Annotated in this window: 30 protein-coding genes and 1 pseudogene; 20 read left to right on the forward strand and 11 right to left on the reverse strand. The window is 34.1% G+C overall.

The window, feature by feature from the left end:
- Positions 1–828 carry a class C sortase gene (locus ABH959_RS01550; protein WP_113938040.1) on the forward strand — a complete coding sequence of 276 codons (828 nt, stop codon included), beginning with the start codon at positions 1–3 and terminating at the stop codon, positions 826–828.
- Positions 829–883: 55 nt separating this feature from the next.
- Here the strand turns inward: ABH959_RS01550 and ABH959_RS01555 are convergent, their stop codons facing one another.
- Positions 884–1,063, reverse strand: a complete 180-nt coding sequence (locus ABH959_RS01555) for an H-type small acid-soluble spore protein (protein ID WP_001025736.1) — start codon at positions 1,061–1,063, stop codon at positions 884–886.
- A 66-nt stretch (positions 1,064–1,129) separates the two neighbouring features.
- Positions 1,130–2,344, reverse strand: coding sequence for a helix-turn-helix domain-containing protein (locus ABH959_RS01560; protein WP_215591101.1), 1,215 nt, complete (start codon positions 2,342–2,344; stop codon positions 1,130–1,132).
- 117 nt (positions 2,345–2,461) lie between these two features.
- On the opposite strand from ABH959_RS01560, the gene ABH959_RS01565 reads away from it, so the two are divergent.
- Both ABH959_RS01565 and ABH959_RS01570 read left to right on the forward strand, forming a co-directional pair.
- On the forward strand, positions 2,462–3,730 hold the full coding sequence (locus tag ABH959_RS01565; RefSeq protein ID WP_404456130.1) for an MFS transporter: 1,269 nt from the start codon (positions 2,462–2,464) through the stop codon (positions 3,728–3,730).
- A gap of 120 nt (positions 3,731–3,850) precedes the next feature.
- Positions 3,851–4,375 (forward strand): outer membrane protein assembly factor BamD, encoded by a 525-nt coding sequence (locus ABH959_RS01570; RefSeq protein ID WP_002086429.1) that lies wholly within the window; start codon positions 3,851–3,853, stop codon positions 4,373–4,375.
- 40 nt (positions 4,376–4,415) lie between these two features.
- On the opposite strand, the gene ABH959_RS01575 is transcribed toward ABH959_RS01570, so the two are convergent.
- A complete protein-coding gene (locus tag ABH959_RS01575) occupies positions 4,416–5,309 on the reverse strand; it encodes a LysR family transcriptional regulator (protein WP_002126660.1) in 894 nt (297 codons plus the stop codon).
- Between the two features lie 161 nt (positions 5,310–5,470).
- Between ABH959_RS01575 and ABH959_RS01580 the strand changes: the two genes are divergently transcribed.
- From ABH959_RS01580 to ABH959_RS01600, 5 genes are read left to right on the forward strand one after another with little or no spacing between them, the layout of a single operon-like run.
- The gene (locus ABH959_RS01580; protein WP_404492197.1) at positions 5,471–6,463 is read left to right on the forward strand and encodes an ABC transporter ATP-binding protein; all 993 of its coding nucleotides are present in this window, start codon (positions 5,471–5,473) and stop codon (positions 6,461–6,463) included.
- Complete coding sequence (locus ABH959_RS01585) at positions 6,441–7,466, forward strand: ABC transporter substrate-binding protein (protein ID WP_404492198.1); 1,026 nt, start codon at positions 6,441–6,443, stop codon at positions 7,464–7,466. Before ABH959_RS01580 ends, ABH959_RS01585 begins: the two co-directional genes overlap by 23 nt.
- 12 nt (positions 7,467–7,478) lie before the next feature.
- Positions 7,479–9,149: an ABC transporter permease gene (locus ABH959_RS01590; protein ID WP_002031009.1), complete on the forward strand. Its 1,671-nt coding sequence runs from the start codon at positions 7,479–7,481 to the stop codon at positions 9,147–9,149.
- The gene (locus ABH959_RS01595; RefSeq protein ID WP_404492199.1) at positions 9,146–10,408 is read left to right on the forward strand and encodes an MBL fold metallo-hydrolase; all 1,263 of its coding nucleotides are present in this window, start codon (positions 9,146–9,148) and stop codon (positions 10,406–10,408) included. Before ABH959_RS01590 ends, ABH959_RS01595 begins: the two co-directional genes overlap by 4 nt.
- A 20-nt stretch (positions 10,409–10,428) precedes the next feature.
- Positions 10,429–11,262, forward strand: coding sequence for a hypothetical protein (locus tag ABH959_RS01600; protein ID WP_404492200.1), 834 nt, complete (start codon positions 10,429–10,431; stop codon positions 11,260–11,262).
- Positions 11,263–11,315: 53 nt separating this feature from the next.
- On the opposite strand, the gene ABH959_RS01605 is transcribed toward ABH959_RS01600, so the two are convergent.
- Positions 11,316–11,738, reverse strand: coding sequence for a YfmQ family protein (locus ABH959_RS01605; protein WP_113938049.1), 423 nt, complete (start codon positions 11,736–11,738; stop codon positions 11,316–11,318).
- A 131-nt stretch (positions 11,739–11,869) separates the two neighbouring features.
- Here ABH959_RS01605 and ABH959_RS01610 point away from each other — a divergent pair, with 131 nt between their 5' ends.
- The 6 genes and pseudogenes from ABH959_RS01610 to ABH959_RS01635 all read left to right on the forward strand — a co-directional run bounded on the left by ABH959_RS01610 (position 11,870) and on the right by ABH959_RS01635 (position 15,358).
- Positions 11,870–11,986: a multidrug transporter MatE gene (locus ABH959_RS01610; RefSeq protein WP_269481863.1), complete on the forward strand. Its 117-nt coding sequence runs from the start codon at positions 11,870–11,872 to the stop codon at positions 11,984–11,986.
- A gap of 65 nt (positions 11,987–12,051) precedes the next feature.
- The gene (locus ABH959_RS01615; RefSeq protein WP_000109008.1) at positions 12,052–12,213 is read left to right on the forward strand and encodes a hypothetical protein; all 162 of its coding nucleotides are present in this window, start codon (positions 12,052–12,054) and stop codon (positions 12,211–12,213) included.
- A 162-nt stretch (positions 12,214–12,375) separates the two neighbouring features.
- Positions 12,376–13,016: pseudogene (locus ABH959_RS01620) on the forward strand (cupin domain-containing protein).
- 87 nt (positions 13,017–13,103) lie between these two features.
- Positions 13,104–14,195 (forward strand): serine hydrolase, encoded by a 1,092-nt coding sequence (locus tag ABH959_RS01625; RefSeq protein WP_113938051.1) that lies wholly within the window; start codon positions 13,104–13,106, stop codon positions 14,193–14,195.
- 123 nt (positions 14,196–14,318) lie between these two features.
- Complete coding sequence (locus tag ABH959_RS01630) at positions 14,319–14,894, forward strand: histidine phosphatase family protein (RefSeq protein ID WP_113938052.1); 576 nt, start codon at positions 14,319–14,321, stop codon at positions 14,892–14,894.
- A gap of 89 nt (positions 14,895–14,983) precedes the next feature.
- On the forward strand, positions 14,984–15,358 hold the full coding sequence (locus ABH959_RS01635; protein WP_000461761.1) for a hypothetical protein: 375 nt from the start codon (positions 14,984–14,986) through the stop codon (positions 15,356–15,358).
- A gap of 39 nt (positions 15,359–15,397) precedes the next feature.
- Here ABH959_RS01635 and ABH959_RS01640 read toward each other — a convergent pair whose 3' ends face one another.
- Genes ABH959_RS01640 through ABH959_RS01650 form a run of 3 tightly spaced genes read right to left on the reverse strand, consistent with a single transcriptional unit; the run spans position 15,398 to position 16,993 of the window.
- Entirely contained in the window at positions 15,398–16,318 is a 921-nt protein-coding gene (locus ABH959_RS01640) for an alpha/beta fold hydrolase (RefSeq protein ID WP_404492201.1), read from the reverse strand.
- Positions 16,270–16,599 carry a DUF3147 family protein gene (locus ABH959_RS01645; RefSeq protein WP_002086410.1) on the reverse strand — a complete coding sequence of 110 codons (330 nt, stop codon included), beginning with the start codon at positions 16,597–16,599 and terminating at the stop codon, positions 16,270–16,272. The genes ABH959_RS01640 and ABH959_RS01645 overlap by 49 nt, the downstream gene beginning before the upstream one ends.
- Positions 16,583–16,993, reverse strand: coding sequence for a MarR family winged helix-turn-helix transcriptional regulator (locus ABH959_RS01650; protein WP_002030991.1), 411 nt, complete (start codon positions 16,991–16,993; stop codon positions 16,583–16,585). Before ABH959_RS01650 ends, ABH959_RS01645 begins: the two co-directional genes overlap by 17 nt.
- A gap of 124 nt (positions 16,994–17,117) precedes the next feature.
- Between ABH959_RS01650 and ABH959_RS01655 the strand changes: the two genes are divergently transcribed.
- Positions 17,118–17,945 (forward strand): PP2C family serine/threonine-protein phosphatase, encoded by an 828-nt coding sequence (locus ABH959_RS01655; protein ID WP_404492202.1) that lies wholly within the window; start codon positions 17,118–17,120, stop codon positions 17,943–17,945.
- A gap of 46 nt (positions 17,946–17,991) precedes the next feature.
- On the opposite strand, the gene asnB is transcribed toward ABH959_RS01655, so the two are convergent.
- Entirely contained in the window at positions 17,992–19,815 is a 1,824-nt protein-coding gene (asnB, locus tag ABH959_RS01660; RefSeq protein WP_404492203.1) for an asparagine synthase (glutamine-hydrolyzing), read from the reverse strand.
- A gap of 269 nt (positions 19,816–20,084) precedes the next feature.
- Between asnB and ABH959_RS01665 the strand changes: the two genes are divergently transcribed.
- Both ABH959_RS01665 and ABH959_RS01670 read left to right on the forward strand, forming a co-directional pair.
- Positions 20,085–20,651 (forward strand): sigma-70 family RNA polymerase sigma factor, encoded by a 567-nt coding sequence (locus ABH959_RS01665; RefSeq protein WP_088292890.1) that lies wholly within the window; start codon positions 20,085–20,087, stop codon positions 20,649–20,651.
- Positions 20,648–21,745 (forward strand): DUF4179 domain-containing protein, encoded by a 1,098-nt coding sequence (locus tag ABH959_RS01670; RefSeq protein ID WP_404492204.1) that lies wholly within the window; start codon positions 20,648–20,650, stop codon positions 21,743–21,745. Before ABH959_RS01665 ends, ABH959_RS01670 begins: the two co-directional genes overlap by 4 nt.
- Positions 21,746–21,785: 40 nt before the next feature.
- Here the strand turns inward: ABH959_RS01670 and ABH959_RS01675 are convergent, their stop codons facing one another.
- On the reverse strand, positions 21,786–22,859 hold the full coding sequence (locus ABH959_RS01675; protein WP_113938058.1) for a beta propeller repeat protein: 1,074 nt from the start codon (positions 22,857–22,859) through the stop codon (positions 21,786–21,788).
- A 268-nt stretch (positions 22,860–23,127) separates the two neighbouring features.
- Here ABH959_RS01675 and ABH959_RS01680 point away from each other — a divergent pair, with 268 nt between their 5' ends.
- Together ABH959_RS01680 and fbpA are read left to right on the forward strand one after the other, a co-directional pair.
- Positions 23,128–24,027, forward strand: a complete 900-nt coding sequence (locus tag ABH959_RS01680; RefSeq protein WP_113938059.1) for a cation diffusion facilitator family transporter — start codon at positions 23,128–23,130, stop codon at positions 24,025–24,027.
- Positions 24,028–24,220: 193 nt separating this feature from the next.
- Positions 24,221–24,391 (forward strand): Fur-regulated basic protein FbpA, encoded by a 171-nt coding sequence (gene fbpA / locus ABH959_RS01685; protein WP_113938060.1) that lies wholly within the window; start codon positions 24,221–24,223, stop codon positions 24,389–24,391.
- Positions 24,392–24,443: 52 nt separating this feature from the next.
- Here fbpA and ABH959_RS01690 read toward each other — a convergent pair whose 3' ends face one another.
- Complete coding sequence (locus ABH959_RS01690) at positions 24,444–25,115, reverse strand: GntR family transcriptional regulator (protein WP_002030983.1); 672 nt, start codon at positions 25,113–25,115, stop codon at positions 24,444–24,446.
- A 16-nt stretch (positions 25,116–25,131) separates the two neighbouring features.
- Positions 25,132–26,097 (reverse strand): DMT family transporter, encoded by a 966-nt coding sequence (locus ABH959_RS01695; protein WP_404492205.1) that lies wholly within the window; start codon positions 26,095–26,097, stop codon positions 25,132–25,134.
- 166 nt (positions 26,098–26,263) lie between these two features.
- On the opposite strand from ABH959_RS01695, the gene ABH959_RS01700 reads away from it, so the two are divergent.
- Entirely contained in the window at positions 26,264–26,575 is a 312-nt protein-coding gene (locus ABH959_RS01700; protein WP_113938062.1) for a DUF3784 domain-containing protein, read from the forward strand.
- Positions 26,576–26,604: the final 29 nt, after the last annotated feature.

The raw sequence follows: 26,604 nt of genomic DNA on the forward strand, positions 1-26,604 counted from the left end.
GTGAGAAGGGGATTTATAAGTTTATTATTGTTCCTCGTAGGGCTTTCATTATTTATATACCCAACGGTTGCTAATTATATAAACAATTATGTATATAAAACAAGAGTAATAAGTTATGAGAAAATGGTTGCTAATTTAAAAGTAGAAGATGTTAATGAGAAATTTCGTAGGATGGAAGCATATAATAGCTTATTAGGTAGAACTACTTTTAAAATGAATGATCCATTTGTTCATGATATAAAAGTAAATAACAAACAGTTAGATTTTATAAATAAAGATGAAGTATTTGGTACAATTACAATTCCGAAAATAGATGAAGAGTTACCATTATACTTAGGAGCAAGTCAAGATAACTTGAGTAAAGGAGTCGGACAAATTGAAGGGACTTCTTTACCAATCGGTGGACAAGATACGCACGCTGTATTAGCAGGACATCGTGGATATCACGGCGCAATGATGTTTCGCCACCTGGATCGATTAGCTGATGGCGACACATTTTATGTCAGTGTACTAGGGAAACAACTTGTTTATAAAGTAATTGGGCGTGAGATAATTAATCCAAATCAAGTTGATAAATTGAGTGTAATAAAAGGACAAGATAGAGTTACATTACTTACATGTGAACCATATACATCTAGTAAATATCGATTGTTAGTATATGGAGAGCGAGTAGAAACAGACCAAAATGAAATTGAACGACAAAACAAAAGTATAGTAGAAGTTAGGAGTCATGAAACAAGAGATTCATTTGAGAAACTGGCTTTTGGCATAGTAGGTCTAATTGTAATTTGTATTGGGCTGTATGGTTTACTAAAAAGGAAAAACTAGTGATGAAATATATAATAAAAGAAAAATGCCACTTCAAAAAAAGAAGTGGCATTTTTTATATTTCCTCTAAGCTATTAACTGGAACAGTTAATTCGCGTTTTGGATTTGTTACTTCATATATGCGGGCGGTTTCGTTGCTTTCGTCAACGTGTTGAATCATAACAGGCATGCCTTGAAAACTGACATTGGCTTCTTCAGATGACTCGGAAAGCTCTTTTGCGCGTTGTATATTCATTTATATTCCTCCCATCATTATTATCTTTGCAAAAAAGGAGGAATAATATACCATTTCGAGACATTTTTAAAGTTTTTGTATTATTTGTAATGTTTCTTTAATAAATGAAGAGAAGATGGAATCAGGATAGTCATCTATCGCTTGAACTGCTTCTTTTGCTTCTTTCAGAGCAGATTTTTTATCTTGAAGTTCTATATAGCAAAGAGCACGATAAGATCCAGCTGTTAATAACCACGATTGATCAAGTGGATGACTCATATAATCCGGTATGATAGCACGCTCTAATACTTCTAAAGCTTCCTCGTAACGTTTTAAACCATACAAATATTTTCCTTTTTCAAGATAATACAATCCATCGTCTTGAAAAATTGGTTCATCTTTTAGTTTTTCTCGAAATTGTTCTAAATGTTCTAATGCGATTGTATATTCATTCGTAATTGTATTGTAGTAATAAGCTTTTAATATATCTATATTTGCAGCGGATAAAGTATCTTCTGTAAAAATGGCAAATTGCTCAGATTTTTTTATGTAATATAAATATCTTTCTTTATCCGCCGTAATGATTTTTTGATAAGATAAAATACGATAAAAATCATCTGTTTTATAATACACTTGATGTTTTTTGGAAAAGGCAAGTGCATCTAAGATGACTCTTTCACATTTTTCATAATTGCCATATGCGAGTAAAATAATTGCTTCTTTTAAGTATAACTGTATATGCGTAATAAGATCCATTTCTAAATTCTTCGTTTTATATTCATCACGAATAATGGTAATCATCTGTAAACATTCTTTATATTTTTTACGTTTGAAGAGCATATAGTAAAACAGTAGTTTCGTTTCAGTGCTTTCTCGATATAAAGTATATTTTTCAAATATAGAAATAGCGGTTTCGACGTAATATTCAATATTATAATCGTTCATAATAGCTGCTCCAGTTATGAACTGTTTATATATACGAGCCGTATTTAAAGTAGAAGGTAGCTCTTTTTGAACGATAGGTAGTAAAGTATCATATACTTCATCGCATTTATTTGTCTTTATTAGTTCCTCCATTTTTTGAATGAGTTCTACAATTTCTCCATCATCTTCTTCTAGTAAAAAACTCATTTCACATCCAAGTTTATTAGCGATATATTGTAATGCTTTCATGGAAGGTGTAGCTTTTCCATTTTCAATTTGACTTAGCATACTTTTTGTCAGTTCTGAACCTGCTAATTCAGTTTGAGTAAGCTTTTTTTCTTTTCGTAACGTTTTAATTTTCTCGCCGAGAGTAGCCATCATATGCTCCTTTATAATCAAAAAGTTAAATACAATTAAACTTTTTGTTGTGAAAATTGGAAAGTTGATTATATAATAAGTTTAACACAATTTAACTTTTAAGGGGAGAGAGTCATTATGGGAGATATAAGTATAGGACAACATGATACAAGGATGAAAGTTGCAACGAGAAATATTATTTTGATGATGATTGGAAAGATGACGTCTTTATTAGGGGCAGGTATTTATACATTCGCAATGGGGTTATACGTATTAAAGACAACTGGTTCAGGGATGGGGTTTGCTATTACGCTCGTTTGCGGATCACTACCAAGGATGATCTGTGGTCCGATTGCAGGTGCTGTAGCTGATCGTGTGAATCGAAAATGGCTTGTCATTGGCACGGATTTATTAAGTAGTTTAACGATGCTTATTATGTTTATTCTTGCTACTATATTTGGACCGTCACTTCTTGTTATCTATATTTCAGCGGCATTATTATCAATTTGTGCAAGTTTTTATTCTGTTGCATTAACTTCGTCTATTCCTAATTTAGTAGATGCGGGGCGTATTCAAAAAGCGAGTGCTTTAAATCAAACGGCAGCTTCTTTATCAAATATTTTAGGGCCGATTATTGGTGGCGTTGTATTTGGTTTCTTTTCAATTAAGTCGTTTTTTTTGTTAAATAGTGTTACGTTCTTTTTAGCGGTTATTTTGCAATTATTTATCGTATTTGATTTGTACAAAAAAGAAGTGGCTGAGAGTAAAGAGCGTTTCTTGACGAGTATAAAAGAAGGATTTTCATATGTAAAACGACAGCATGAAATATATGGTTTAATGAAAATAGCATTGTGGGTAAACTTTTTTGCGTGTGGGCTAACAGTAGCACTTCCATATATTATCGTCCATACATTGCATCTATCTTCAAAGCAACTCGGTACTGTAGAGGGAATGTTAGCAGTCGGGATGCTAATGGGTGCGATTGCTTTATCAGTGCGTAAAGAAGTGAATAATCCGTTTCGTTCTATTTATACTGGATTGTTTTTATTTGCGGGTTTAAGTTTATGTACAGTCTTCCCGTTGTTAGTTACCATTCCCAAAGTGGCAAGTTTTATTTACTATATTGCTTTTATGATGTTAACGGGTATTTCAATTATGATTGTAAATATTCCGATGCAAGTACATATGCAAAAAACGACAGATCCGAGCTATTTAGGGCGTGTGTTTGGCCTACTTGAAACAATTGCTACTGCAATCGCACCACTCGGTATGATTGTATATGGATTATTATTAGATATGTTGCCAACTAGCATTGTTATGATGACGATAGGCGGAGGTTTATTGTTAGTTGTATTAGTTGGAGTAAAGCAACATATGGCGAAAAAACAAGTAGATGTGTCGGCTTAAAAATAAGAAAGTAATAAGACTGGAAATAATAAAAATGACCATATTAGTATTTTAGTTTTTGAAACTATTTTTCATGTATGTTACAGTAAAGTGAGCAGGCAAAGAAAAGGAGAAAACATCATGAGAAAATTAAGTTTTGTAATGCTTTTTCTGTTAGTCGTAATGACTGGATGTAGTAATTATGACACGTATATTGAAACAGGTATGCAATCATTGAAAAATGAAAAATATAGTGATGCGATTATGTGGTTTGAAAAAGCGGAAAAAGAGAAATCAGGAAATGAAGCGAAGGCATATAAAGAAGTCGCTCAGTTACTAGATCGCGGTGCGACAGCATTAAAAGACGGTAAGTATTTAGAAACGAAAGATATTGCAAATGAAGTGTTACAAAAGAAAAAAGATGATGCACTTGAAAAAGCTGTGACATCAAATGCAGAGAATATGCTTCAAAAAGCAAAAGATGTGGAAGAGAAAGTAAATGAAAGAGTAGCGAAACGAAAAAAGGTAAATGAAGAAGGAATCGATAAATTAATTAAAGCTGTTGATAGTATAGATGATGTAAAAGAAAAAGAGAAAAAAGTTTCAGAAGCATTAGATAAGGCTGAAGAGGCACAAGCAAAAATTGAGGATAAGAAAAACAAATAGAGTTATAGTTTAAAAGGCTGTCGTGTATAACGACAGCCTTTTAATTTTTTTCTGCAAAAGAAGTAATGCTATGTAGTAAAAAAGAAATTATTTTAGAATTCCATCTGTCCTCATGATGAATGGTATAAATATTACGCTGAAATTCAAAATCAGGGATTGGTATATAGCATAGCTCATTTCGTTGTACTTCTTGCTCAATAGCAAGTTTTGAAATAAAGGCAACCCCATTACCATATTTTAAAATTTGTTTCATCGTTTCTAATGAATCTAGTTCAATTTCTGATTGGAATGTAATGTTATGTGCTAACGTCCATTGTGTAAGTAAATCTCTCGTTGTAGATGGGTTACGATGCAATAATATACGTTCTTTTTCGATATCTTGTAATGATACATTTGTTCTTTTAGAAAGATGATGTTCTTTGGAAAAGGCAAGAACAAGTGTATCAGGCATTACATTCATTTGTTTTAGAAGTGGTTCGTCAAACGGTGCCGCAGAAATTACCCCGAGATCAATTTCATGATTTTGTAGCATCGTTCGAATTTCAGGAGCTGTTTTTACTATGAGTGTTATTTTTATATTTGGAAATTCGCATTGAAATTGGTGAACAACTTCTGGTAAAAGATAAGTCGCTGGTACATAACTAGCACCAATTGTTATAGCGCCTTTATTAAAATCTTTAAACTCTTGTGTGACCCGCCTAGCTTCTTTCATAAGTGCATCTATTTTACAAGCATAATGATGCAATGCCTCACCAGCTTCTGTTAAGAAATACCTTCCGGAACGTAATTCAAATAAAGGCACACCAAGTTCCTCTTCTAAGCTTTTTATATGAAACGTAATAGTAGGTTGTTTAACGCCAAGTTTTTCTGCAACAATAGTAAGCTTTTTGTATTTCTTAATAAGCACTACAATTTCTAATTTTAAGAGATTCATGATAAGTTGGCCCCTTTTTCTTCTAACTATAGAAAAAATCTATAGAAATAAATAGTTTATTAGAGATTTTTTAATTTAATCTTTACAGTACATTAACATTCAGTATAAAACTTCCAGATAGAATGAAAGCAGGTTAAGAATGAGGGGAGAGAGGTGAAACGATGGATATTAAAATTCATGGATTAGAAAAGGCATTTGGGAAAACACAGGCGTTAAAGCCGTTACAGATTGTAATGAAAAAAGGGGAATTCACCACACTTTTAGGACCTTCAGGATGCGGGAAAACGACCTTACTTAGAATGATTGCAGGGCTTGAGGAACCGGATAAAGGTGAAATATATTTTGGAGATAAGTGCATGTATTCTTCTGCTAAAAAGATAAAAACATCTCCTCATGAGCGGAATATCGGCATGGTATTTCAAGATTTTGCTTTATGGCCGCATATGACTGTATTTGAAAATGTTGCATTTGGTTTAAGGGCTACAAAGCAAACGAATCAATTAAGAAAAAAGGTAGAAGATGCGATAAAGCGAGTTCGTTTGCAAGGTATGGAGAAAAGATATCCGCATGAACTCTCAGGTGGACAGCAGCAACGTGTCGCATTTGCTAGAGCAATTGTAACGAAACCTCATTTTATTTTGTTCGATGAACCGTTAAGTGCACTCGATGCAATTTTGCGAGAAGAAATGCGATTAGAACTTATGGACATCGTTCATTCAATTGGTTTAACGGCATTGTATGTAACACATGATCAAACAGAAGCTATGTCAATGTCAGACCAAATTATTGTCATGAAGCAGGGTGAAGTATTACAAAAAGGAACACCAGAAGACATTTATGTGAAACCGTCTCATGAATTTGTTGCAAAATTTGTTGGTAAGGCAAATTGGCTTGTAGAGGGGAAAAAAATGATTCGTCCAGAGCATGTGAGCTGGACAAAAAATGACTTATGCGAAATGTATACAGGTGAAGTTCAGCACGTTACATATGTAGGAGAACGTTATGAAGTGAAAGTAAACATGGGGACACTCGGTGTATGGACAGCTTATCACAATAGTAAGCTAAGCGTTGGTAAACCGGTATCGTTATATGTACCAAAAAAATGTATTCATCATATAGGGGGAGAATCGTATGAAGAAATTCAGTTCGCTTAAGTCTTTATTTGTATGTACTTTACTATTTTCTGCTGTAGTAACAGGTTGTAGCTCAAAGACAGGCAGTGTAGATGCAAAAAATAAAAACGCCAATGAAAAGAAAATTGTTGTATATAGTGCAGGACCAAAAGGATTAGCAGAAAAAATCCAAAAGGACTTTGAAAAGAAAACAGGGATAAAAGTAGAAATGTTTCAAGGAACAACAGGTAAGATTTTAGCAAGAATGGAGGCTGAAAAGAAAAATCCAGTCGTTGACGTTGTCGTACTTGCTTCTTTACCAGCGATGGAAGGATTAAAAAAAGATGGGCAAACGTTAGCTTATAAAGAAGCAAAACAAGCTGATAAGCTTCGTTCTGAATGGTCGGATGATAAAGGACATTATTTTGGATATAGTGCTTCAGCATTAGGAATTGTGTATAACACAAAAAATGTGAAGACAGCACCTGAAGATTGGAGCGATATAACGAAAGGAGAATGGAAAGGGAAAGTGAATCTTCCAGATCCAGCACTTTCAGGTTCAGCTTTAGACTTTGTAACAGGATATGTGAAAAAGAATGGACAAGATGGATGGAATTTATTTGAACAGCTTAAGAAAAATGAAGTTACAGTAGCTGGGGCAAACCAAGAAGCGTTAGACCCAGTTGTAACAGGTGCGAAAGATATGATAATCGCAGGTGTTGACTATATGACGTACAGTGCAAAAGCAAAGGGTGAACCGGTCGATATCGTATATCCAAAAAGCGGAACAGTCATTAGTCCACGTGCAGCAGGCATTATGAAGGATAGTAAAAATGTAGAAGGTGCAAAAGAGTTTATTGATTATTTATTATCAGATGATGTGCAAAAACAAGTTTCTAAAGCGTATTTGTTGCCAGGTAGAAAAGATATAAAAGCTGAAAATAGACCGAATGTAGAAGAGATTCCAGTATTAAATATTGATTGGAAAACAGTTGAGAAAGAACAAGATGAAATAGCAAAACAATTTAAGAAAGTATTTCAATAAGATGGTGATTACATGGTAAATCGATTCGTATCAGTAAGACAAGTTGGAATGACAGTAGCGTTGTTACTTGTGGCGATGTTAATCGTCATTCCGCTTTTTCTCATTTTATTTTCTAGTGTATATGAAAATAGCAGTTGGAATTTTTTAAAGCCTTTTGAAGTCATGCAGAGTGGTGGATTAGCTGGGATTTTTCTAAATTCGATGCTTCTAGGTGTACTCGTTGTAATAGGAGCTACAATATTTGCGTTTCCATTGGCGTTCATTATGAGCAAAACAGATGTAGGAAAGTATAGTAAGTTAGATATTGTTTTTATGATCCCATTTATGACCCCGCCCTATATCGGATCGATGGGCTGGATTTTGTTCATGCAACCTAACGGTTATTTTGAACAATTTTTTCCGGCTTTAAAGCCGATTTCATCATCGTTTTTTAGTTTAGGCGGTATGGTTTTAATTATGAGTCTGCATTTATTCCCATTCCTTTACTTCATGCTGAAAAACACGTTACTTCAGATTGGGAGTAGTAAAGAAGAAGCTGCAGCAGTTCATGGTGGAAGTTTTTTCTATCGTTTAAGAAAAATAATACTACCGTTATTGTTATCAAGTTATGTAATGGGTGCTTTACTCATTTTCGTAAAGACGATTGCTGAATTTGGAACACCAGCTACATTCGGACGTAGAATAGGATTCCATGTGTTAACATCTGAGATTCATAAATTTATCTCTAGTTGGCCGATTGATTTTGGCAGTGCCACAGCATTATCTTCTTTATTACTTAGTGCGTGTATGCTCATTTGGTATATGCAAAATGTATTGAATCGAAAGTATACATATGCAATGGTTAGTGGAAAAGGTGTGAAATCTAAAAGGTATACTTTGTCTATATTTGCGCGCGTTATAGCATGGGTTTATGTAATTGGTTTACTAATAGTAGCAATTGGAATCCCATACTTTTCTATACTTATTGCTTCTTTGTCGAAGTTAAGAGGCGGTGGCTTACATTTTAATAACTTTACAACAAGCCATTATGAAGCATTATTTACAATTGGTTCTCCGGGATTAGAAGCTTTATGGAACAGTTTTCTTTTTTCACTCGTAACGGCGATTGTTGCTGTAATTATTGGCGTGTTTTTGGCGCTTATGATTCGAAAGGGGAAAAAGTCCTCTGAAAAATGGCTTGATATGTGCGGCATGTTACCGAATATGGTACCAGGAATAGTGATGGTTGTAGGGCTTATTTTATTTTGGAATTCACCCTATATGCCTATGTCAATTTACAATACACCAGTCATGGTTATCGTAACGTATGTTGTTCTCTTTTTACCTTATACGGTGCAGTATGTAAAAGCATCGCTCGGACAAATTGATGATTCTCTTGTACAGGCAGGAAGTATTTTTTCCGGGAATTACATTTATATTTTTAGAAAAATAATATTGCCGCTTATTATTCCAGGAATTCTTGCTGGATGGGCGATGACATTTACGATTTCGATACGAGAGTTAGTAGCATCGCTTCTCGTACTACCTCCATCAGTAGAAACGTCAGCAACGTTTATTTTTGCTCAATTTGAACAAGGAGAAGTATCTATAGGAATGGCAATGGCTGTTGTTTCTGTTGGGCTTACAACAATGTGCTTATTACTTCTGCAACATATGGAGCAAAAACGAAAAGGGGTAGCATGATGAGGATGGAAGTATGGGGAGGAGCGGGAGAATACGGTCGTTCCTGCTATTTTGTAAAAAATAAAGAGACAAAAATAGTATTTGATTGTGGTATCAATCGATCATATGAGGATAGTTATCCCAAAATAGAAAGAGAAGTTGTTCCATTTTTGGATGCAGTATTTTTATCACATATTCATGAAGACCATACGATGGGTTTACCTTTATTGACGAAGTATGGATATAAGAAAAAAATTTGGACGACTCGTTATACGAAGGAGCAACTTCCAGCTTATTTTGAAAAATGGGGAAACTACAATCTTTCAAAAGGGTGGAATTTACCTTATAACGATCAAAATATTAAAGATTTAAATTATGTATGTATTGATGAGATTAGTAATCCAAATGAATGGATACAGATTACACCAACGTTGAGGTTTCAATGGGGGTATAGTGGGCATGTATTAGGAGCTGTTTGGTTTTTAGTGGATATGTGTAATACATACGTATTTTATTCTGGTGATTATTCAGCAGAATCTAATATACTACGAGCTAATTTACCTGAAAATTTGCGAAGCGATATAAAAATTGCAATTGTAGATGCCGCTTATCACACTGATGATGTTTCGCAAAATGAACGAGTGGACGAATTATGTGCAGAAATTGAACGAGTTGCGCACAATAAAGGAATAGCATTACTACCACTGCCTCCACTTGGTAGGGCGCAAGATATAGTATTGTATTTATATGAACGATATAAAGAGTTTCCGCTTATAGTAGATAAAGAAATTTTGGTTGGTTTTGAAGAAATGTTCATATATAAAGATTGGCTAAAAAATAATGAAAAACTTGAACGAGTTGTGGAGAGTTTAAAAAGAAACATAATAGTTATGGATAATGACATTTGTATGCAAAATAGTTACGGAATAGTTGTAATGAGTGATGCGAATATGCAAACGAAACGAGCACAGTTGTATTATGAACAGCTTCGGCATAAAGAACGAAATTCTATTATCTTTACTGGACATATTGCTAAAGGAAGTTTTGCAGAAAAGGTGATGAAAGAATGTGTAAGTAGAGAATGTAGGGTAGAGCGAGTTCCATATAAGGTTCATCAAAGTATAAGTGACGTTAAGGCGATGTTAAATACATTATTACCAGAACATACGGTGTTAGTACACGCACTGAAAGAGGATACGGATCGATTGCAGGAAAAGCTTAGCATAGCAGGATATGAAAATGTGTATTCACTTGCAATGGAACGTATAAAAGTCATTTAAAAAGTAAAGGGGATATGTATATGAAAAAAGTATTTGTATTCGTAAGTATTTTCTTTTGTTGTTTCCTTTATAACGTTAAGGAAGGCTTTGCCGCCAGTCCAATGAAACCTAGTTTTGAAGTGAAGTTATTATTAAAGCCAGAACAAGTATTAGGTTATAACAAAGAGATGAAGCAAGAGGTACTAGAACATTTCCAGGCTGGTACAAATTATGAAAGAATACAAGTGCAATTTTTAGATACAGCGAATAAAAGTTTAAGTAATGAAGGTTGGTTTGCAAGGATTCGAAAGAAAGAATTTAGTAAAGATTTTGAGCTAACATATAAAAAGAGATACCCGATTCAAAATGTTATGATTCAAGATGTATTAGAAGTAGCTAAGAAGGATGGATTTGATAGTAAAACTGATAACTATGAGGCAGAAATAGATTGGGGATTTGAGAAGAAAACATTAAGTATTTCAAATAAGAAAAGTTACAGTGCTAAAGGATATGGGGTACTTGATTTACCAAATGAACAAGCTGCTCAAAATATGTTAATAGAAAAGTTGCCAGGGAAAATGAACAAATGGTTGTATACGAATTGGGGAGAAGAGATGCTCAAGGATTCTCACATTTATGGTCCTGTATTAATGAAACGGTATACAGGTGAATTTGAAAATATAAAAACGAATATTGAAATTTGGCCATTAAGTAATACCGGGAAGATAGAAGATGACTTCGTAATAGAAGTGTCGTTTAAAACAACTGAGGAAAGTATCGCGACAAAACAAAGAGAATTATTAATGGCGAGTATAGAGAAAAAAGGATGGCTGTTACCGAAAGATAGTTTGAAGACAGAGCTTATTTTTCAGTAAATAGGAAAGAAGGAATCCATGTGCCATGGATTCCTTCTTCTAATATATGAGTATTAAGCTAAATCAGCTGACACGAACATATCATTATTTTGAAGGTTTTTAGAGCGTAAACTATAAGAAACTACCTTCTTTTTATGTTGTTTTACTACATCAACATGCTCTTCATGACTATAAATATAAAATGTAAAATCTTTTTTGCCACGTTTTGCATTGATAATTAAAGGAGTGCCTTCATTGTGTGGTGGTGCATAATAGCGATCTAAAAATAATCCTTCGTTAAAATCATGAATAATTTTGGATTTCTTTTCGCCTTCTAAGTTATTTCCATTGATTGTAACAGTCACATTCTCTTCCTCAAGTTGTGGATGTGTTTCGTACTTGCTAATAATGGATTCAATAGCAGAGTTAGGAAGGCTAGAAACAATAATTTTAAATGCTCCAAATACAACTAACATTACAATAAACCAAGTCGTCATAGTATTTCATCCCCTTTATCCCACAGTAACGGTCCGTAAAATCCTGGTTGGTGCGGGCTAATAATCAGTGTGGGATAGATACCCCGTACTGACTAAAATTTCACTTTATCCTATTTAACAATATAACTCATGTGGTAATAGTACATATGGTGAAGTTTTGTATAATTTGTGAAAAATATGCCATTTTTATGAATGAAATATTAGAAAAATCAATTTTGTTACAAAAAGTTGAAATCGAAGTAATTTAAAAGAAAAAGGTTTATAATAAAAATATAACTAATAACAACATTACTAATTATAAGGAAGTGTAACTATGAGTACTGTAACAATCGTATATGGTATTATTCTTTCTACAATTATTGTTTTATTTATTGTCGGGGTATCGCGTTATATTCATAAGTGGAAAGAAGGAGTTGCGAAATTAAATCACATTGAAGAAGAACTTAGTGATTTAATGTTACATCATGGTAAGTAAAAAGTTTATTTTTCAACTAAATAATGTGAAAAAAATCACAAAACATGCTCTCATCATGAAGGCATGTTTTTTTGTTATGTGAATGATTAGGCACATACATACATTTTTTCCATACGATACAGTGTGCAGATGGAAATGTTCGGAGTGGAAAAGAGGGATAAAATGAGTAGTTCAGGTTATGTTCCAGGTAATAAAAATTTAAAGAAAAGCTCAGGAACTCCAAACCTTTTCTTTTCTTTGATTCGAGAAAAAATGTCTTTTTTAAAAGAGATGAGAAAAACGTTGCATATGAAGTTACGTCAACGCAGTTACCTGCGATGATAGGAGGGGCGTTTGTTGATTTATTTATGACGAAAGGGCATATGCGGGAACCACATTGGCATCCGAATGCGTGGGAATTAGATGTTGTTGTATCAGGAGAAGTAGTTACATCCATTTTAAATCCCGAAACGAATCAATTGCAAAATTATCATGTGAAAGCGGGGCAAACGGTCTTTATTCCAATGGGATGGTGGCATTGGATTACAGCGGTAACAGAAGAAGTACAATTACATTTGTTTTTCAATAACGATCAGTTTGAAACAGCAGAAGGATCAGACATACTTAGATTAACACCGCCAGAAGTATTTCAAGCTGCATACGGTGTAAGTGCAGAAAAATTAGGAAAGGACCTTTCGCCAATTAAGGAGTCGGTTGTAATTGGTCCTCCTAACTCAAATCGACTAAATAGAGTTAAAGAAAGTGACGACTCAAATATAGTTGTTACGTTAAATGGACAAATAACATCATGTGAAATAGAGTAACTCTTTCTTTTTTTAGGAAGAGTTACTCTGTTTTGTATAATTTTGTATTTTTATTCGTTATAATTATTATATAGAAGGGGGCATATTGTGAACATATTAAAGATTATAGGAATTGTTGCAGGAGTGATTGTAGTAGCTGTTATAGCTTTCTTTTTTATTATGAAGTACTATTTGTCAAAAGAAGATCCTCATTACGTATTAAAGTACATAAAAGAACATAAAGATGATGAAACATGTTCATTACTTATTAGAAAAAACGGTGAAGTAGTAACATCTATAAATGAAAATAAAAAATTGCCATTAGCGAGTACGGCAAAAATCGTCATAGCAGTTGAGTTTGCTAAGCAAGTGTCAGAAGGAAAGATAAGCCGTGATGAACAAATTTCATTGCAGGATTTAGAAAAATATTATGTTAAAAACACTGATGGTGGAGCGCATCCTGACTGGTTAGAAGATTCAAAAGTGAGAGAGTTAGTGCAAAATGGACAGATTGCTTTAGAAGAAGTGGCTAAAGGGATGATTCATTATAGTTCTAATGCGAATACAACATATTTGTTAGATAAGCTTGGAATAGAAAGAGTAAATGATAGTTTAAAAGAGTTAGAGCTTACTAGTCATGACAAGTTCTCTTCGTATACTGCTTCACTATATATGAGAGGGTATGTAGAAAAAGAGCTTAATGAGTCAGAAAATCAATCGTTAGAAATGATACGTAACATGTCTAATGATGAATATAATAAACACGTGTTACAAATACATGAATGGATGAAAGATGAAAGTGAATGGAAGAAACGTGATATACCATTAAAAATAGATATGGAATTCCAGCGTATTTGGTCAGATCGATTAGTGAGTGCAAATGCTAAAGATTATTTGAGTTTAATGGAAAAGATAAATAGTAGAAATTATTTTCCAAAATCAATGCAAGATGAAATTGATAATGTTTTTAAAGGAACAGTTGAAAATAGTAAGTTGGAATATGCTGGTCAAAAAGGTGGTTCTACCACATTCGTATTGACAAAAAGTTTGTATACTACAGATAAGAAAGGGAATAAGGTAGAAGTTGTAATTATGTTTAACGATATAGAAGATCAAGTTGCATATCAAAAGCTGAGAAATAATATAGATTATTTTATTCAAGATGCTATAACAGATGAAGAATTCAGAAGAAAGTTATAATGGAATAATTTTATTATGTAAACAAAAGAGCGCTTTTTAAAAGGCGCTCTTTTCTATTCATGATACAGGATTTCCTATTTACTGCATGGAATATAGATTGAAACTAAGAAAGGAAGTTGAATAATGACTACAGTATATTTCGTTCGCCACGCTCACTCTACATATACAAAGGAAGAAAGGGAACGTCCCTTATCTGAAGAAGGAGAGATTGATGCAGGTAATGTAACAAGTTTGTTAAAGGATAAAAACATTGATGTTGTTATTTCTAGCCCGTATAAAAGGGCGATTCAAACTGTGCAAGGAATTGCGAATAAATATAATTTATCAATACAACTGGAAGAAGATTTACGGGAAAGGTTATTAAGTAAAGAGCCAGTAACAGATTTTAACGATGCTATTCAGAAGGTATGGGAAGACTGGACTTTTGCATACGAAGATGGAGAATCAAATGATGTAGCGCAAAGACGCGCTGTAATATGTATGCAAAGTATATTAAAAAAATATAAGGGTAAGAATATTGTAATAGGTACTCATGGGAATATTATGGTATTACTAATGAATTATTTTGATTCGAAATATGGTTTTCAGTTTTGGAAAACCCTTCATATGCCTGATGTGTATAAATTAACTTTTGATAATAATCGTTTCATTTCTGCTGAAAGAGTAGAGAAAACAGGTCATCGGATAAACATTTTGTAAAAGTTTATCAAAAAAAGAGGAAAGAGAGAAAGTATTGTAGAAGTATGACTTTGTAACATAAAAAATATTGGTTAAAGGAGGCTGTTTACATGTTTGAGAAAGAGAAAGAAGGGCTTATTGAAGTTCACAACGTATATGAAATCGCACCAGCAGATGGAGCAATTATAGGTATGGCAACGGAAGAAGAAATGGAGATTGCTGCTGAACTAGAGTTACAGTACTATGCCCATTCTCGTTTATTAGAAGCAAATATTCAGTTAGACGGTTCCTCCTATAAAGAGTTACTTCAGGAGTTCCAGGAGTACGAAAGAAAATCAATGAACTTTTGGAGAGCAATACATAAACGTTTAGCTGTGCCATGGGCATGGGTACTACGTATTGATGTTGCGAATGGTCCTATATATGTAAGCAATGGGAGTTCGTATTATGAAGAAGTTGATGATGACGAAGAAGACTATGAATAGATAAGTAAGGAAGCAGCTTTAGTTGCTTCCTTTTTTTATTTACAATAAGTGAATGGCTTCAATGATAGCATCTGGACGATCGTTTTCTATCCCATGACTAGCATGTTCAGCCAAAATGTATTGGCTGTTTATTGAGAGATTTAATTGTTCACGAATAAGTTCTTGCCACATATCTTCAAGTTGTGTAGCTTCTTCTTTTGGCATACCGCCCTCAATTAATTGAGCAATAGAATATTGAGGATCTCTACCGATAACAATTAATGGTATTTCTAATGTTTTATGTTGTTTTTTTATTAAGCGAGCACAATTTTTCCACTCGGACAGTTCAGAAGCTGTCGCTTTATATAATGAAGGAGAGGTAGAAAATTTGATATGCTGTTTTGTTGTATTGACGAGCATAGATTTTAGTTCATTATAAAGTGCGTCTGCATCCATGTTGGAGTAAGTATGATATTTTTGTAGCCACATATCATCAGAATCAGTTTGATCAGAAACTGGTAAATGAAGCTCATCTAATCGGTGTAAGTTCATGGAAGTAGAATCAACTAAAAGAAGTGCTTGCAGCCTATCTTCATGTAACATTGCAAAATGTTGTGCACATAACCCTCCATAGGAATGGCCGATTAGAATGATTGGCTCGTGAATATGGAGTTTGTTTAGTAACATATGTAGTTCCTTTGTAACTTGCCTTGCTGTACGTGGAGTATTTCCTAGCTCACTTTTTCCGTAACCTGGGCGATGGTATGAAACAACTGTAAAGTGTTGTGAAAGCTCTTCTATAATAGGGAGCCAATCATAAAATGAGCAACTCATTCCTGTTTGAATGACTACAGTTTGTTTACTGTTACCTCTTATATATACTTCTACAGTTTGTCCAAATATCTCTATTGATCTATTAATAGTAATTCCCCCTAAGCTTGAAATACTTTTTGGCAAGTAAAGACGATACACCAGGCACATATGCCGAAGAGTATAGATGTACTAAGTGAAAAGGAGTTCTTTAAACCGATATAAACAATAAATAATAGTAGTGCGGATGCAGGAAATCCATATAATACGCCTAAAGCGAATTGACTTAATTCTTGTTTACTCCCACCTTCGAAAGAAATCCAAAATAGGCTTAGTAAACTAACGAGTGGAAGGGCAGCGATAAAGCCGCCTATCGTACTATAATGTTTAGCGACTTCAGTAATAACGCCGATAATAAGTGCCGAAACGATGACCTTAACGAGGAAATGCATATTTTGCCTCCTTAGCTAATAACGAAAAGGCTTTTTCAATTAATTGTTGTTCTTCTTTTGATAACTGTGATTCTAATATTTTTATCTTTTCTTTATCTAGTAAAGTATGCTTTTCTAATACTTCAATGCCTTCTTTCGTTAAAGTAAGGTTTACAACTCTTTCATCGTGCTTGTTTCTTTCTTTTATAATAAATCCTTTTTGAATAAGGCGCTTTACGTGTTCAGATGCTGTGTTATGAGAGAGACTAAGCTCAGTAGCAACTTTTCCAATTGTTATATCTTTCTCACGAGAAACGATTTGTAAAATACGAATAGCTTGGTGAGAAAGGTTGTCTTCATATTCATATCGTAAGTGATAATAAATACTTTCCCAATGTTGATTAATGTCTTTCATAATGATAAATCCTCCTATTTTTATATCGCATAGTAAGATATATTCGTTGATTCAGAAGTAAAATCCTTTTATTTTCATTAAAAATGTTGAAAAAGTTTATTTTTATTGAAATATAAGGTAATCTATGTGTAAAGGTATACATTTAGCAAGAGAGAGGATGATAGCTGTGAATACATTTAAATGGATTAGTCATGAAAAGATGTATGTAGATCAAATACATGTTGAAAAATGTGGTCCTCTTTCAGTCGGCGTATATGGAGGAAATCAAGAGAGTGATGCATATGAAAGAGGAGATGCAGTGCTAGCTTGGTGGGATCCGAAATTAGAATTTGAATTTGTTATGATTTTTGATACACATCATAAAACGAAAAATATACATTATATAATAGAAGCGATTTCAGAAAGAGAAGAAAAACTAAAAGAGTTATTTTCATACCCAATCCATTTAGCTTTTCATCATACACATATGTATTTATTAGCATTATTTACAGATGAGCTCTTTATCGAGAAATGTGACCAAGATGATGAGGAACTTGCATGTTTAATTTGTTTACGAAAAGGCGAGTTCTTATATTGGCTATCAGTTGGTGATTGCTTCGCGTACTTATTCCATTCAGAGCAAACGAAAAATGAAAAAGGTAGGCTAAATAAGCGTAAGAACTATGAGTATATAGGAAGAAAAAATGTTTTTGCAGCGAATACACCTTGTTTTACATCAGGGATAAGGGGATTAGAAAAAGGTCAGAATCACATTGTAATGGCAACGGATGGTATTTTAGAGTGTGATAAACTAAAGTTTGATGATGATCAATCTTTAGTAGAAATATTACACGACGGAAATAGCTTACAGATTGAGCCTGTATTAACAAATGTACTTCAGTGGAAAGGTAGAGATTGTGCCACTATTATTGGATGGTCCATCGATACTGAAAATAGACAATGTGCCAATTAATAAATGAAAGAGAGTTCAAGGGTTTTTGTCCTTGAACTCTTTTTTGTTAAGCAATATGAATATGATACGTTTTTAACCATTCATTTACTTGTAGCATATACTCCATAGCACTTCTTGCTTCAAAATTGGTAATCTCTTTGTTACTTTGATCAGCAATTGCAAGTAATATGGAATGGTTAATGAGTGAGAAAACAGGATTGTTTTTATTGCTGCACATATCAAGCGTTAAATTGCGGATTGTTTGTAAATAGTGTGGATCCTGCGAAGTAGGATAAGCGCTTTTTCTTCTATTTCGCACATCGTCAGGTAAAGCCGGTTTCAGTGCTCTACGTAAAATACCTTTTTCAATATTATCAATACTTTTGACGTTAAAAGGTACGTTCCATAAATATTCAACTAATCTATAATCACAAAACGGTACACGAACTTCAAATCCGACAGCCATACTCATACGGTCTTTACGGTCGAGTAAGAACGGAAGGAATCGTGTTAAAAATAAATAAAACATTTGACGTTGTTTCGCGGATTTTTTACTTTCACCTTCAAGAGTAGGTACTTCAAGAGCAGCTTCATGGAATCGTTTATTAATATACTGCTCAGGATTACATTGAGTTGTTACGTCGTTTAATAATAGAGAAGATGTGTTTTTCCAGTTTGTTAACCACGGAAACTTATCTACATATAATAGTTCTTCTTGATGAAACCAAGGATATCCCCCGAATACTTCATCAGCAGATTCTCCAGATAAAGCTACGGTTGCATCTTTTTTCATTTCACAAAATAGTAAATAAAGTGAAGTTTCCATTTCGCCAGCACTGGGTAAATCTTTCGCGTGAAGGGGAACGAATAAGTGATTTGCTAACTCTTCAGCATTCACAATAATGTCATGATGCGATGTCCCTACATGTTCAGAAACGCGTTTTACCCAAGGAGCATCTAAACCAGTACGAGCAAATGTCAGTTCGAAATCTTTCGCGCTATTTAAAAAGTCGATTGAATATGTGTGAAGTGTTTTGTGTTCCTCTCTAAATTCTTTACCTGCCAGTGCAGTAATACCACTAGAATCTAATCCGCCTGATAACATACAAACGAGAGGAACATCGGCAATTAATTGTCTTTTTACTGTATCTTGTAAAATAGATAAAATATGTGATGATGTATCTTCAGTAGAATCTGTATGAATCTTACTTTCTAAATTCCAATACTTCTTAACTACTTTTTTATCACGTGTGAATGTTATAGAATGTCCAGCACGAACTTCTTGAATATGTTTAAAGACGCCACATCCTGGAGTTCGAAATAAGCCTAATCCAAATATTTCATTTATGCCGTCCGCATCAATTTCAGCAGGAACAGATGGATGAGCTAATAATGCTTTTATTTCAGATCCGAAAATAATACTGTCATTTCTTTCTGTATAAAAGAGTGGCTTTACGCCTAAATGATCACGTGCTAAAAACAGTTGTTGCTTCTGATCATCCCATAAGGCGAAAGCGAAAATTCCGTTTAAATGTTGTACGCAGTCTTCTTTCCATTCTAAATAAGCATGTAGTAACACTTCTGTATCTGAATGAGTTTCAAATGCATGCCCACATTTTTGAAGCTGTTCTCTCAGCTCACGAAAATTATAAATTTCTCCATTATAAGTAAGAGCATACGTATAATCACCGGCACGGAATGTTTTTGGCTGCGTCCCGCCTTCTGGGTCAATAACAATTAAACGTCGGTGTGCAAAAGCCGCATGAGGTGAAAACCAAAATCCTTCAGCATCAGGACCGCGATGCTGAATACTATTCGCCATCTTTTCTAAAATAACATGTTCATTTGAAAGATCTTTCTTCCAATCTACCCAACCTGTAATTCCACACATACATATCTCATCTCCTAATTTAAAATTATAAAAGTAGATTAATTAAATGAAATGTACATCAGGTTAAAGAGTGTCTGCATAAATAGTGTACTACACTAATTGAATTACAGACTTGAGAAAATTTTCTTCAAGCTTATATTTATATGAGACAATGGCTAAGGAAAAGTATTCCATTACATACAAAAAATAAAAAAAGATGAGAGAAAAAAATTTCCAAAACGTTATATAGGGTGTAAAAGCTTTTACAAAAAAATAAGGGGAATCGCTACATGAAATCAAATGAGAAAAATTTTATAAAAAGATTACAGCGGCAAAAAGAAGATGCGCTAGAATTTGTTGTCGATACATACTTACCACTCATAAAAGGAATCACGCACAAAGTACTTCTTCCAGTTCAAAATGATGGATTGATAGAGGAATGTGTAAATGATATATTTCTTTCCATTTGGAATAACGCAAATAAGTTTCATGGAGAGCCGAGTGATTTTAAAAAATGGATTGCAGCGATTGCAAAGTTTAAGGCGATTGATTATTACCGGAAAGCGACTAGAACAGTAGAAATTATTTCAGATGAGTTTCATATTAGTACAGAAAAATCGGCAGAAGATGAATTAATCGTTATGGAAGATAGGGAAGAGTTATTGAAGCTTATTAATCAATTAGAACCGTTAGATCAAAAGGTGTTCGTTATGAAATATCTTCTCGGTATGAAGACAGAGGAAATCGGTGACAAGTTAGGATTAACCAGGGCGGCGATCGATAATCGTGTGTACCGGGGAAAAAAGAAACTACAACAAAATGCTACGAATATTAGTTTTGGAGGTAGTGTAATATGAAAGACATTTATGAACTATTAAATGATATTGATATAGATGAAAAAGAACTTGAGACTTCTGAAATTGAAAAAGAAAAAGTGAAACGTAATTTAAAACGATCTATACGTACGAAGAAAAAGATGAAAACTTGGAAAAAAGGTGTTGCTGCTGCATCTATTTTAGTAGGATTATCAGTTGCAACGCTTGGTATTGGGTTCCCTACATATGCCGGGGGATTGCCAATTGTAGGTGACATATTCCGATTTTTAGATAATGGTAGAACAGGGGTACATGAAAATTATAAAGAGTTTTCGACTGAATTGAATATGACGAAAGAGAGTAATGGGGTTAAAGTTACAATTAATGATGCTGTGTTCGATGGTAGAACAATTACAATCACATATTCTATTGAGAGTGAAAAAGATTTAGGAGAGAAACCGTTCCTATTTGGAAGTCCGCAAGTTATGGGCTTTAATGGCGGAGGAGGTAGTTCGAACGTTTCAAAAGTTGGAGAGGGAAAATATGTAGGTATGACTACGATGAGTGGTCATGGTAGTGAAAGGTTAGATGTTGCAAATGTTTGGTGGGATATAGAGGCAATTGAGTTGGATTATGAAGGTAATGTAATAAAGGGGAACTGGAATTTCGCGCTTAGTTTAAAAGCAATGGATAGTACGGAAGTAAAGGTTAATAGGGTTTCTGAAAATGAATTAATAAAAGTAAATATAGACAAAATGGAAGTAACCCCAATGTCCTTTATCGTTTTTTACAATCAAGAAGAATCTAAGGCATTACGAAGTATATGGGATAGCGCGGATGTGGAATTAGAAATAAAAGATGATTTAGGAAATAAATATGCAGGTGAAGGAAATGGAGGAACTGGTACAGTAGCAGAACCACATAAAAGTAGTTGGAGTGCTACATTCCAAAAGCTGAACGAAAATGCTACAAAGCTTATCGTTACACCTCGTGTGCACTTGCGAGTTCATACACCTGAAAATCATGGTGGAGTGGAATATGTGAATGGAAAAGAGAAGAAAATTGAAGTGCCGAAAAAAGAAGCGAAGAGTAAAGATATTGTTCTAGATGATATCGTAATTGATTTAAAGAAATAAAAGAGAGACTGCCTAAAAACATTAGGCAGTCTCTTTTTCGTTAAAAACTAGTAACGAGTAACGCATGCGGATGCTGCGTTTTATATTCCTCTTTCCATGTAATGTTTAGTTGTTCCCACGTTTCACCGCTATCAGTGGATTGAAAGATGCCATTGTTATTTAAAGTGTAAAACGTATGTGGTTCGGCTGGATTTGTAGCAAACATTGAAATGACTGTACCAATTGCAGATGGTAGTCCTTGCTGCACTTGCTCGAACGGAGTATCTTTCGTTTTCCGATAAATATAAGATTCATAAGGAATACGGTGATGAGCAAGGTCGGCACTTGGTGCGGCAGAAACGAGAATTGTATTACAATCAGCTGGATCGATAGCCATACTGTATAAATAATGATGCTCAAGTCCGTCACTACATGAGATCCAGCTGTTTCCACTGTTATAACTTTCAAGATATGCGCGATCAGGTCCGCCCATAAATCCGTCACCACATGATGCATAAAGGCGATTTGGGGCTTCAGGGTGCATGAGTAATTGATGAGCATCGATAGGAGCACCGAATTTTTTATCAATCCATGTATGCCCTTTATCATTACTTTGAATAACAGCACCAGCTTCGATTGAAACATGGAGTGTATTTGGATTGTTTGGATCAACTGTAATCCAGCGTACGTGATGTGTAAAAGGTCTAGGCGGAAAAGCCCACGTATAGGAAGATAATAATGATTTCATATTTTTAAGTTCAGTCCACGTTTCACCGCCATTTTCTGAACGGAATAAAGCACTCGGTTCTGTGCCGACATAAACGACGCCGTAGCCGTTAACTTGTTCATTTGAGCTTATCGTTATAGAAGTAATAGAAGAGTGTAAAATACCATCCTCTTTAGGGAAATCAAAGTAACGATATGAATCTCCAATTGGTCTCCATGAATCCCCGCCATCGTCACTTAGCCATAAACCTCGTCCAAATGTGCCGCAATATACACGATTTGTTTGGAATGGATCAACCACAATACAGGTAGGTTGCATATTTTGTAAATGATATGTGGTTTCATAGTTACCATATTGTTCTTTTACTACAACAAGTTCACGCTCCATGCAAAGAAATAGTCGTTTCAAGTTTGTAACCCCCTTAAAAATTCTTTCATTAGTAAACAATATGAAAATAAAAAAGAAGTAGTCTTGTTTTTAGTTGAGAAAAAGGACTTGTTTGAAAAGTAGCGAAGTTTGTATACAGAGGAAGCGGGATAAAGTGAAACTTTAATCAGTGGGGTATTGTTCATCTTTTACGGATTAGTAGCATTCACTATCGGGCGTTAATGGGGGATAAAGATAGGGAATGTGTTTCATACTAACATACAGATATTGCACTTAAAGGAGCATTTGTATGGGACACTCACATGATCACGGTCATTCAAAAAATAAAAAAGCGTTATTAATTGCCTTCTTATTAACAACAAGCTTTATGATTGCTGAAGTTATTGGCGGATTTGTAACAAATAGCTTAGCACTATTGTCTGACGCAGGGCATATGTTAAGTGATGCAGTATCCTTAGCTTTAAGTTTACTTGCGTTCAAGCTTGGGGAAAAAACGGCAACGGCCGCGAAAACATATGGGTATAAGCGAGTCGAAATGTTAGCGGCATTATGTAATGGTGTCGTTCTTATTGTCATTTCAGTATATATTTTTATTGAAGCAATTCGTCGTTTTAAGGAACCAGTTGAAATCGCTAGTAATGGAATGCTCATTATTGCTGTGCTTGGTCTGCTTATTAATATTGTATCAGCTTGGATATTAATGAGAGGCGGAGATGTGAAAGGTAATTTAAATTTAAGAAGTGCGTTCTTACATGTACTAGGCGATTTATTAGGTTCAGTTGGAGCGATTATTGCTGCGTTACTTATTAAATTTTTTGGATGGACTGCTGCAGATGCGGTTGCTAGTATTCTTGTGTCTATTTTAGTCATTATAAGTGGATGGCGTGTAACACGTGATACAGTTCATATATTAATGGAAGGTGCACCGCAGCACATAGATGCTGAAGAGGTGAAAAATACATTATTAAATATTACTATTGTAAAAGAAGTTCATGATTTACATATATGGTCTGTAACATCAGATTTTCAAGTATTAACTTGCCATCTTATTATCGAAGGTAATGAAACGCCAAGCGTATTAAAAGAAGCAACGGATGTATTAAAAGGGAAATTTCATGTAGAACATGTCACCATTCAAGTTGAAATAGAAGGTGAATTTAACCATAATGAGACAACTTGCAAAGTATGAAAGAAAAAGGGTATGAAAAAGTGTCATAACATTTTTCGCGTGGCATACATATATATAATGTGGCCACAAATACTTTGTAAGGTAAATATTTCATAAGATTACTTTACTTATTAAGAATCATCTTTTATAATCAAAAGTGGTAATTGATAAAGATTATCATTTTCAATGATCGTAGAAAGGAGTTTTTTAAAAGATGAGTATTCAACTCCGTTTTGCTGTTGAAAATCGTAAGAGACATTTAATTGATGAGTTAATTGGAGCAGGGGTGTTTAAGATTCGCGACCGACAATTATACGAGCTGTCTTTAGAGGAATTGGAAAAAGAGTACGAGCATATTGAAGATTACGCAAATATTCAGGCATAGCATATAGATTATTAAAGAAGGAGCTGGTTACACTTTTGTGTAACCAGCTTTATTATTTCATAGAAATTATTTTTTGTATTTCTTTCATTGGACGGAGCCAGTTTTGAGACATCATTTGTTCCATTCGTTTTTCATCCTGCTTTTGTAGTGCTTGAATTATAGAGTGATGTTCTTTAATAGATTGACTTGCAGGTACGAAGTTTTGGAAAAATAAATATTCAAGGCGTAAAATGTGAAGTTGCATATTTTCTAGAAAAGGTTCAATATATCGGTTTTTAGCAATAGAAGTAATTGTATTGTGAAATCGTATATCTAGTTCTAAAGCTTTTTTTGAATCTTTTTCATGTATAGATTGTTGAAAAGCATCATTTATCTCGGAAAGTAGTTTAATATCAGCGTCTGTAACTTTTTGAAGTGCTTGCTTTCCTATAATTGAGTGAAGACCAGCTATCGTCTCATAAATGATAGATACGTCGTCTAACTTAATAGGCGCGATTTTCGTTTTTTGCCCAGGTACCATTTCAACTAATCCAGAAAGCTCTAAAATTTGTAAAGCTTCTCTAACAGGTGTTCTGCTTACTCCTAGTGCTTCTGCCAATTCCCCATCATTTATTTTTTCATCAGGTCGTAAAACACCTTCTATAATCCAATCTTGCAGTTGATTTAAAACGAGTGACTTTGCTGAAACTCTTCCTGGTTTTTTATAATTTTGAGGGACAGGCATAGTGAATTCAATCCTTTCATTGTATATGTTTCTTTTTCGTATTAACAAGCTTTAATTTTGGTTTTTCTTCATCTGGTTTTTGGCCTAATATGAGCACCATTACAATGACACAAAAAGCACCTAATAATTGAAAAGATTGAAACGGTACGTGCAAAATAAGTACGGAAGAAATAATAGCTGCGAGTGGTTCTGTACAGCCAAATAATGTTGTTTCTTTAGGCGTAAGGTATCTTATGCTATCTAAGTATAAATAAAATGCGATGAGTGTCCCGAAAATGACGACAAATGTAATGAGCGGGAGGGTACTTAGTTTTACATATTTCATAGTTGATAATAAAATGAATTCGTTTGTAGAAATAAAGTGTAAAATCGTTACACCAATACCCCCAATAATCATTCCCCATCCAACGATAACAGATGAAGACCATCTTTCTAACAATTCTTTTGAATACAAACTATAAAATGCGAGTGATAATCCAGATAAAATGCCCCAAATGATAGCTGGTGTGGAAACAGCTAAGTTTTGAACAGACCCGTTTGTTAGTAAGAGAAAAGTCCCTACTAATGAGAGTGCAATTGAAATAAAATCAATTTTTGATGGACGGAAGTTCCATTTGAACAGTAAGTATATAGTGATAAATATAGGGGCTAAATATTGTAACAAAGTTGCAACAGCAGCGTTTCCTTCTTTAATAGAAGCGAAGTACGTGTACTGTACAGCAAGCATGCCTAAAAGACCGAACAAAATTATCTTATTTGCATCAGACTTTTGTTTCCAAATTCCACATATTTCTTTTTTGTTCGCTCCGAATGATGACATAATGAGCAAAATAGCACCGGATATAAGTAAACGGATTGTAACTAACCATTCAGTAGAAACATTTTCATATTGAAATAGTTGTTGCGCAGCTGTTCCGGATAAGCCCCATAAACAAGCACCGATTATGACCATTATAATTCCTTTTAATCGATTTGGATCCATAAGACATATAGTCCTCCTTTCCAAAATATATATTGGATACAATATGCAATATATCACAAAAAGGAATAGTAATAAACTGAAATTTCTAATTAGATGAAAAATATTTATGGTGAAGACGAAAATTTTTTTGTGCGTGGTAAAATATTGTAGAGAGGGTGGTATTAAAATGCTAGCAGGATTTTTGGTTTGTTTATTTGTTGGATTACTTATCATTTTTTTAGGCTATCAAATACATGTGAAAAAGAGATTGTTTTTGTTGGCAGGCTATCAGGAAGAAACGTTTGTTGGAGATAAAAATAAATTAGCGAAGCTTTCAGGTGTGTTTTCCTATATAGTCGGAGTTGCTACTATACTATTACCGTTTGGCTTAGAAAAAATAGGTGATGTAGTTGGTATCGTATATGCTATCTTAATTGTTTTAGGTACAATTGTGTTTCTTATTAAAGCAAGTCGATTAAATAAGAGTACTACAAAGTGAAAAAGGCTTCATGCTACGGAAGCCTTTTT

It is taken from the genome of Bacillus sp. RC51 (assembly GCF_044908115.1).
In the GTDB taxonomy this organism is placed as follows: domain Bacteria; phylum Bacillota; class Bacilli; order Bacillales; family Bacillaceae_G; genus Bacillus_A; species Bacillus_A mycoides.

Bases quoted from the DNA above. Each gene is read 5' to 3' on its own strand.
- ABH959_RS01565 (WP_404456130.1), top strand. From the start codon at position 2,462: ATGGGAGATATAAGTATAGGACAACATGATACAAGGATGAAAGTTGCA.
- ABH959_RS01700 (WP_113938062.1), top strand. From the start codon at position 26,264: ATGCTAGCAGGATTTTTGGTTTGTTTATTTGTTGGATTACTTATCATT.
- ABH959_RS01575 (WP_002126660.1), bottom strand. From the start codon at position 5,309: ATGAATCTCTTAAAATTAGAAATTGTAGTGCTTATTAAGAAATACAAA.
- ABH959_RS01655 (WP_404492202.1), top strand. From the start codon at position 17,118: ATGTGTAAAGGTATACATTTAGCAAGAGAGAGGATGATAGCTGTGAAT.
- ABH959_RS01600 (WP_404492200.1), top strand. From the start codon at position 10,429: ATGAAAAAAGTATTTGTATTCGTAAGTATTTTCTTTTGTTGTTTCCTT.
- ABH959_RS01645 (WP_002086410.1), bottom strand. From the start codon at position 16,599: ATGCATTTCCTCGTTAAGGTCATCGTTTCGGCACTTATTATCGGCGTT.
- ABH959_RS01640 (WP_404492201.1), bottom strand. From the start codon at position 16,318: ATGTGCCTGGTGTATCGTCTTTACTTGCCAAAAAGTATTTCAAGCTTA.
- ABH959_RS01580 (WP_404492197.1), top strand. From the start codon at position 5,471: ATGGATATTAAAATTCATGGATTAGAAAAGGCATTTGGGAAAACACAG.
- ABH959_RS01680 (WP_113938059.1), top strand. From the start codon at position 23,128: ATGGGACACTCACATGATCACGGTCATTCAAAAAATAAAAAAGCGTTA.
- ABH959_RS01585 (WP_404492198.1), top strand. From the start codon at position 6,441: ATGAAGAAATTCAGTTCGCTTAAGTCTTTATTTGTATGTACTTTACTA.
- ABH959_RS01590 (WP_002031009.1), top strand. From the start codon at position 7,479: ATGGTAAATCGATTCGTATCAGTAAGACAAGTTGGAATGACAGTAGCG.
- ABH959_RS01615 (WP_000109008.1), top strand. From the start codon at position 12,052: ATGAGTACTGTAACAATCGTATATGGTATTATTCTTTCTACAATTATT.
- ABH959_RS01665 (WP_088292890.1), top strand. From the start codon at position 20,085: ATGAAATCAAATGAGAAAAATTTTATAAAAAGATTACAGCGGCAAAAA.
- ABH959_RS01595 (WP_404492199.1), top strand. From the start codon at position 9,146: ATGATGAGGATGGAAGTATGGGGAGGAGCGGGAGAATACGGTCGTTCC.
- ABH959_RS01560 (WP_215591101.1), bottom strand. From the start codon at position 2,344: ATGGCTACTCTCGGCGAGAAAATTAAAACGTTACGAAAAGAAAAAAAG.
- ABH959_RS01555 (WP_001025736.1), bottom strand. From the start codon at position 1,063: ATGAATATACAACGCGCAAAAGAGCTTTCCGAGTCATCTGAAGAAGCC.
- ABH959_RS01695 (WP_404492205.1), bottom strand. From the start codon at position 26,097: ATGGATCCAAATCGATTAAAAGGAATTATAATGGTCATAATCGGTGCT.
- ABH959_RS01570 (WP_002086429.1), top strand. From the start codon at position 3,851: ATGAGAAAATTAAGTTTTGTAATGCTTTTTCTGTTAGTCGTAATGACT.
- ABH959_RS01650 (WP_002030991.1), bottom strand. From the start codon at position 16,993: ATGAAAGACATTAATCAACATTGGGAAAGTATTTATTATCACTTACGA.
- ABH959_RS01630 (WP_113938052.1), top strand. From the start codon at position 14,319: ATGACTACAGTATATTTCGTTCGCCACGCTCACTCTACATATACAAAG.
- ABH959_RS01670 (WP_404492204.1), top strand. From the start codon at position 20,648: ATGAAAGACATTTATGAACTATTAAATGATATTGATATAGATGAAAAA.
- asnB (WP_404492203.1), bottom strand. From the start codon at position 19,815: ATGTGTGGAATTACAGGTTGGGTAGATTGGAAGAAAGATCTTTCAAAT.
- ABH959_RS01690 (WP_002030983.1), bottom strand. From the start codon at position 25,115: ATGCCTGTCCCTCAAAATTATAAAAAACCAGGAAGAGTTTCAGCAAAG.
- ABH959_RS01635 (WP_000461761.1), top strand. From the start codon at position 14,984: ATGTTTGAGAAAGAGAAAGAAGGGCTTATTGAAGTTCACAACGTATAT.
- fbpA (WP_113938060.1), top strand. From the start codon at position 24,221: ATGAGTATTCAACTCCGTTTTGCTGTTGAAAATCGTAAGAGACATTTA.
- ABH959_RS01605 (WP_113938049.1), bottom strand. From the start codon at position 11,738: ATGACGACTTGGTTTATTGTAATGTTAGTTGTATTTGGAGCATTTAAA.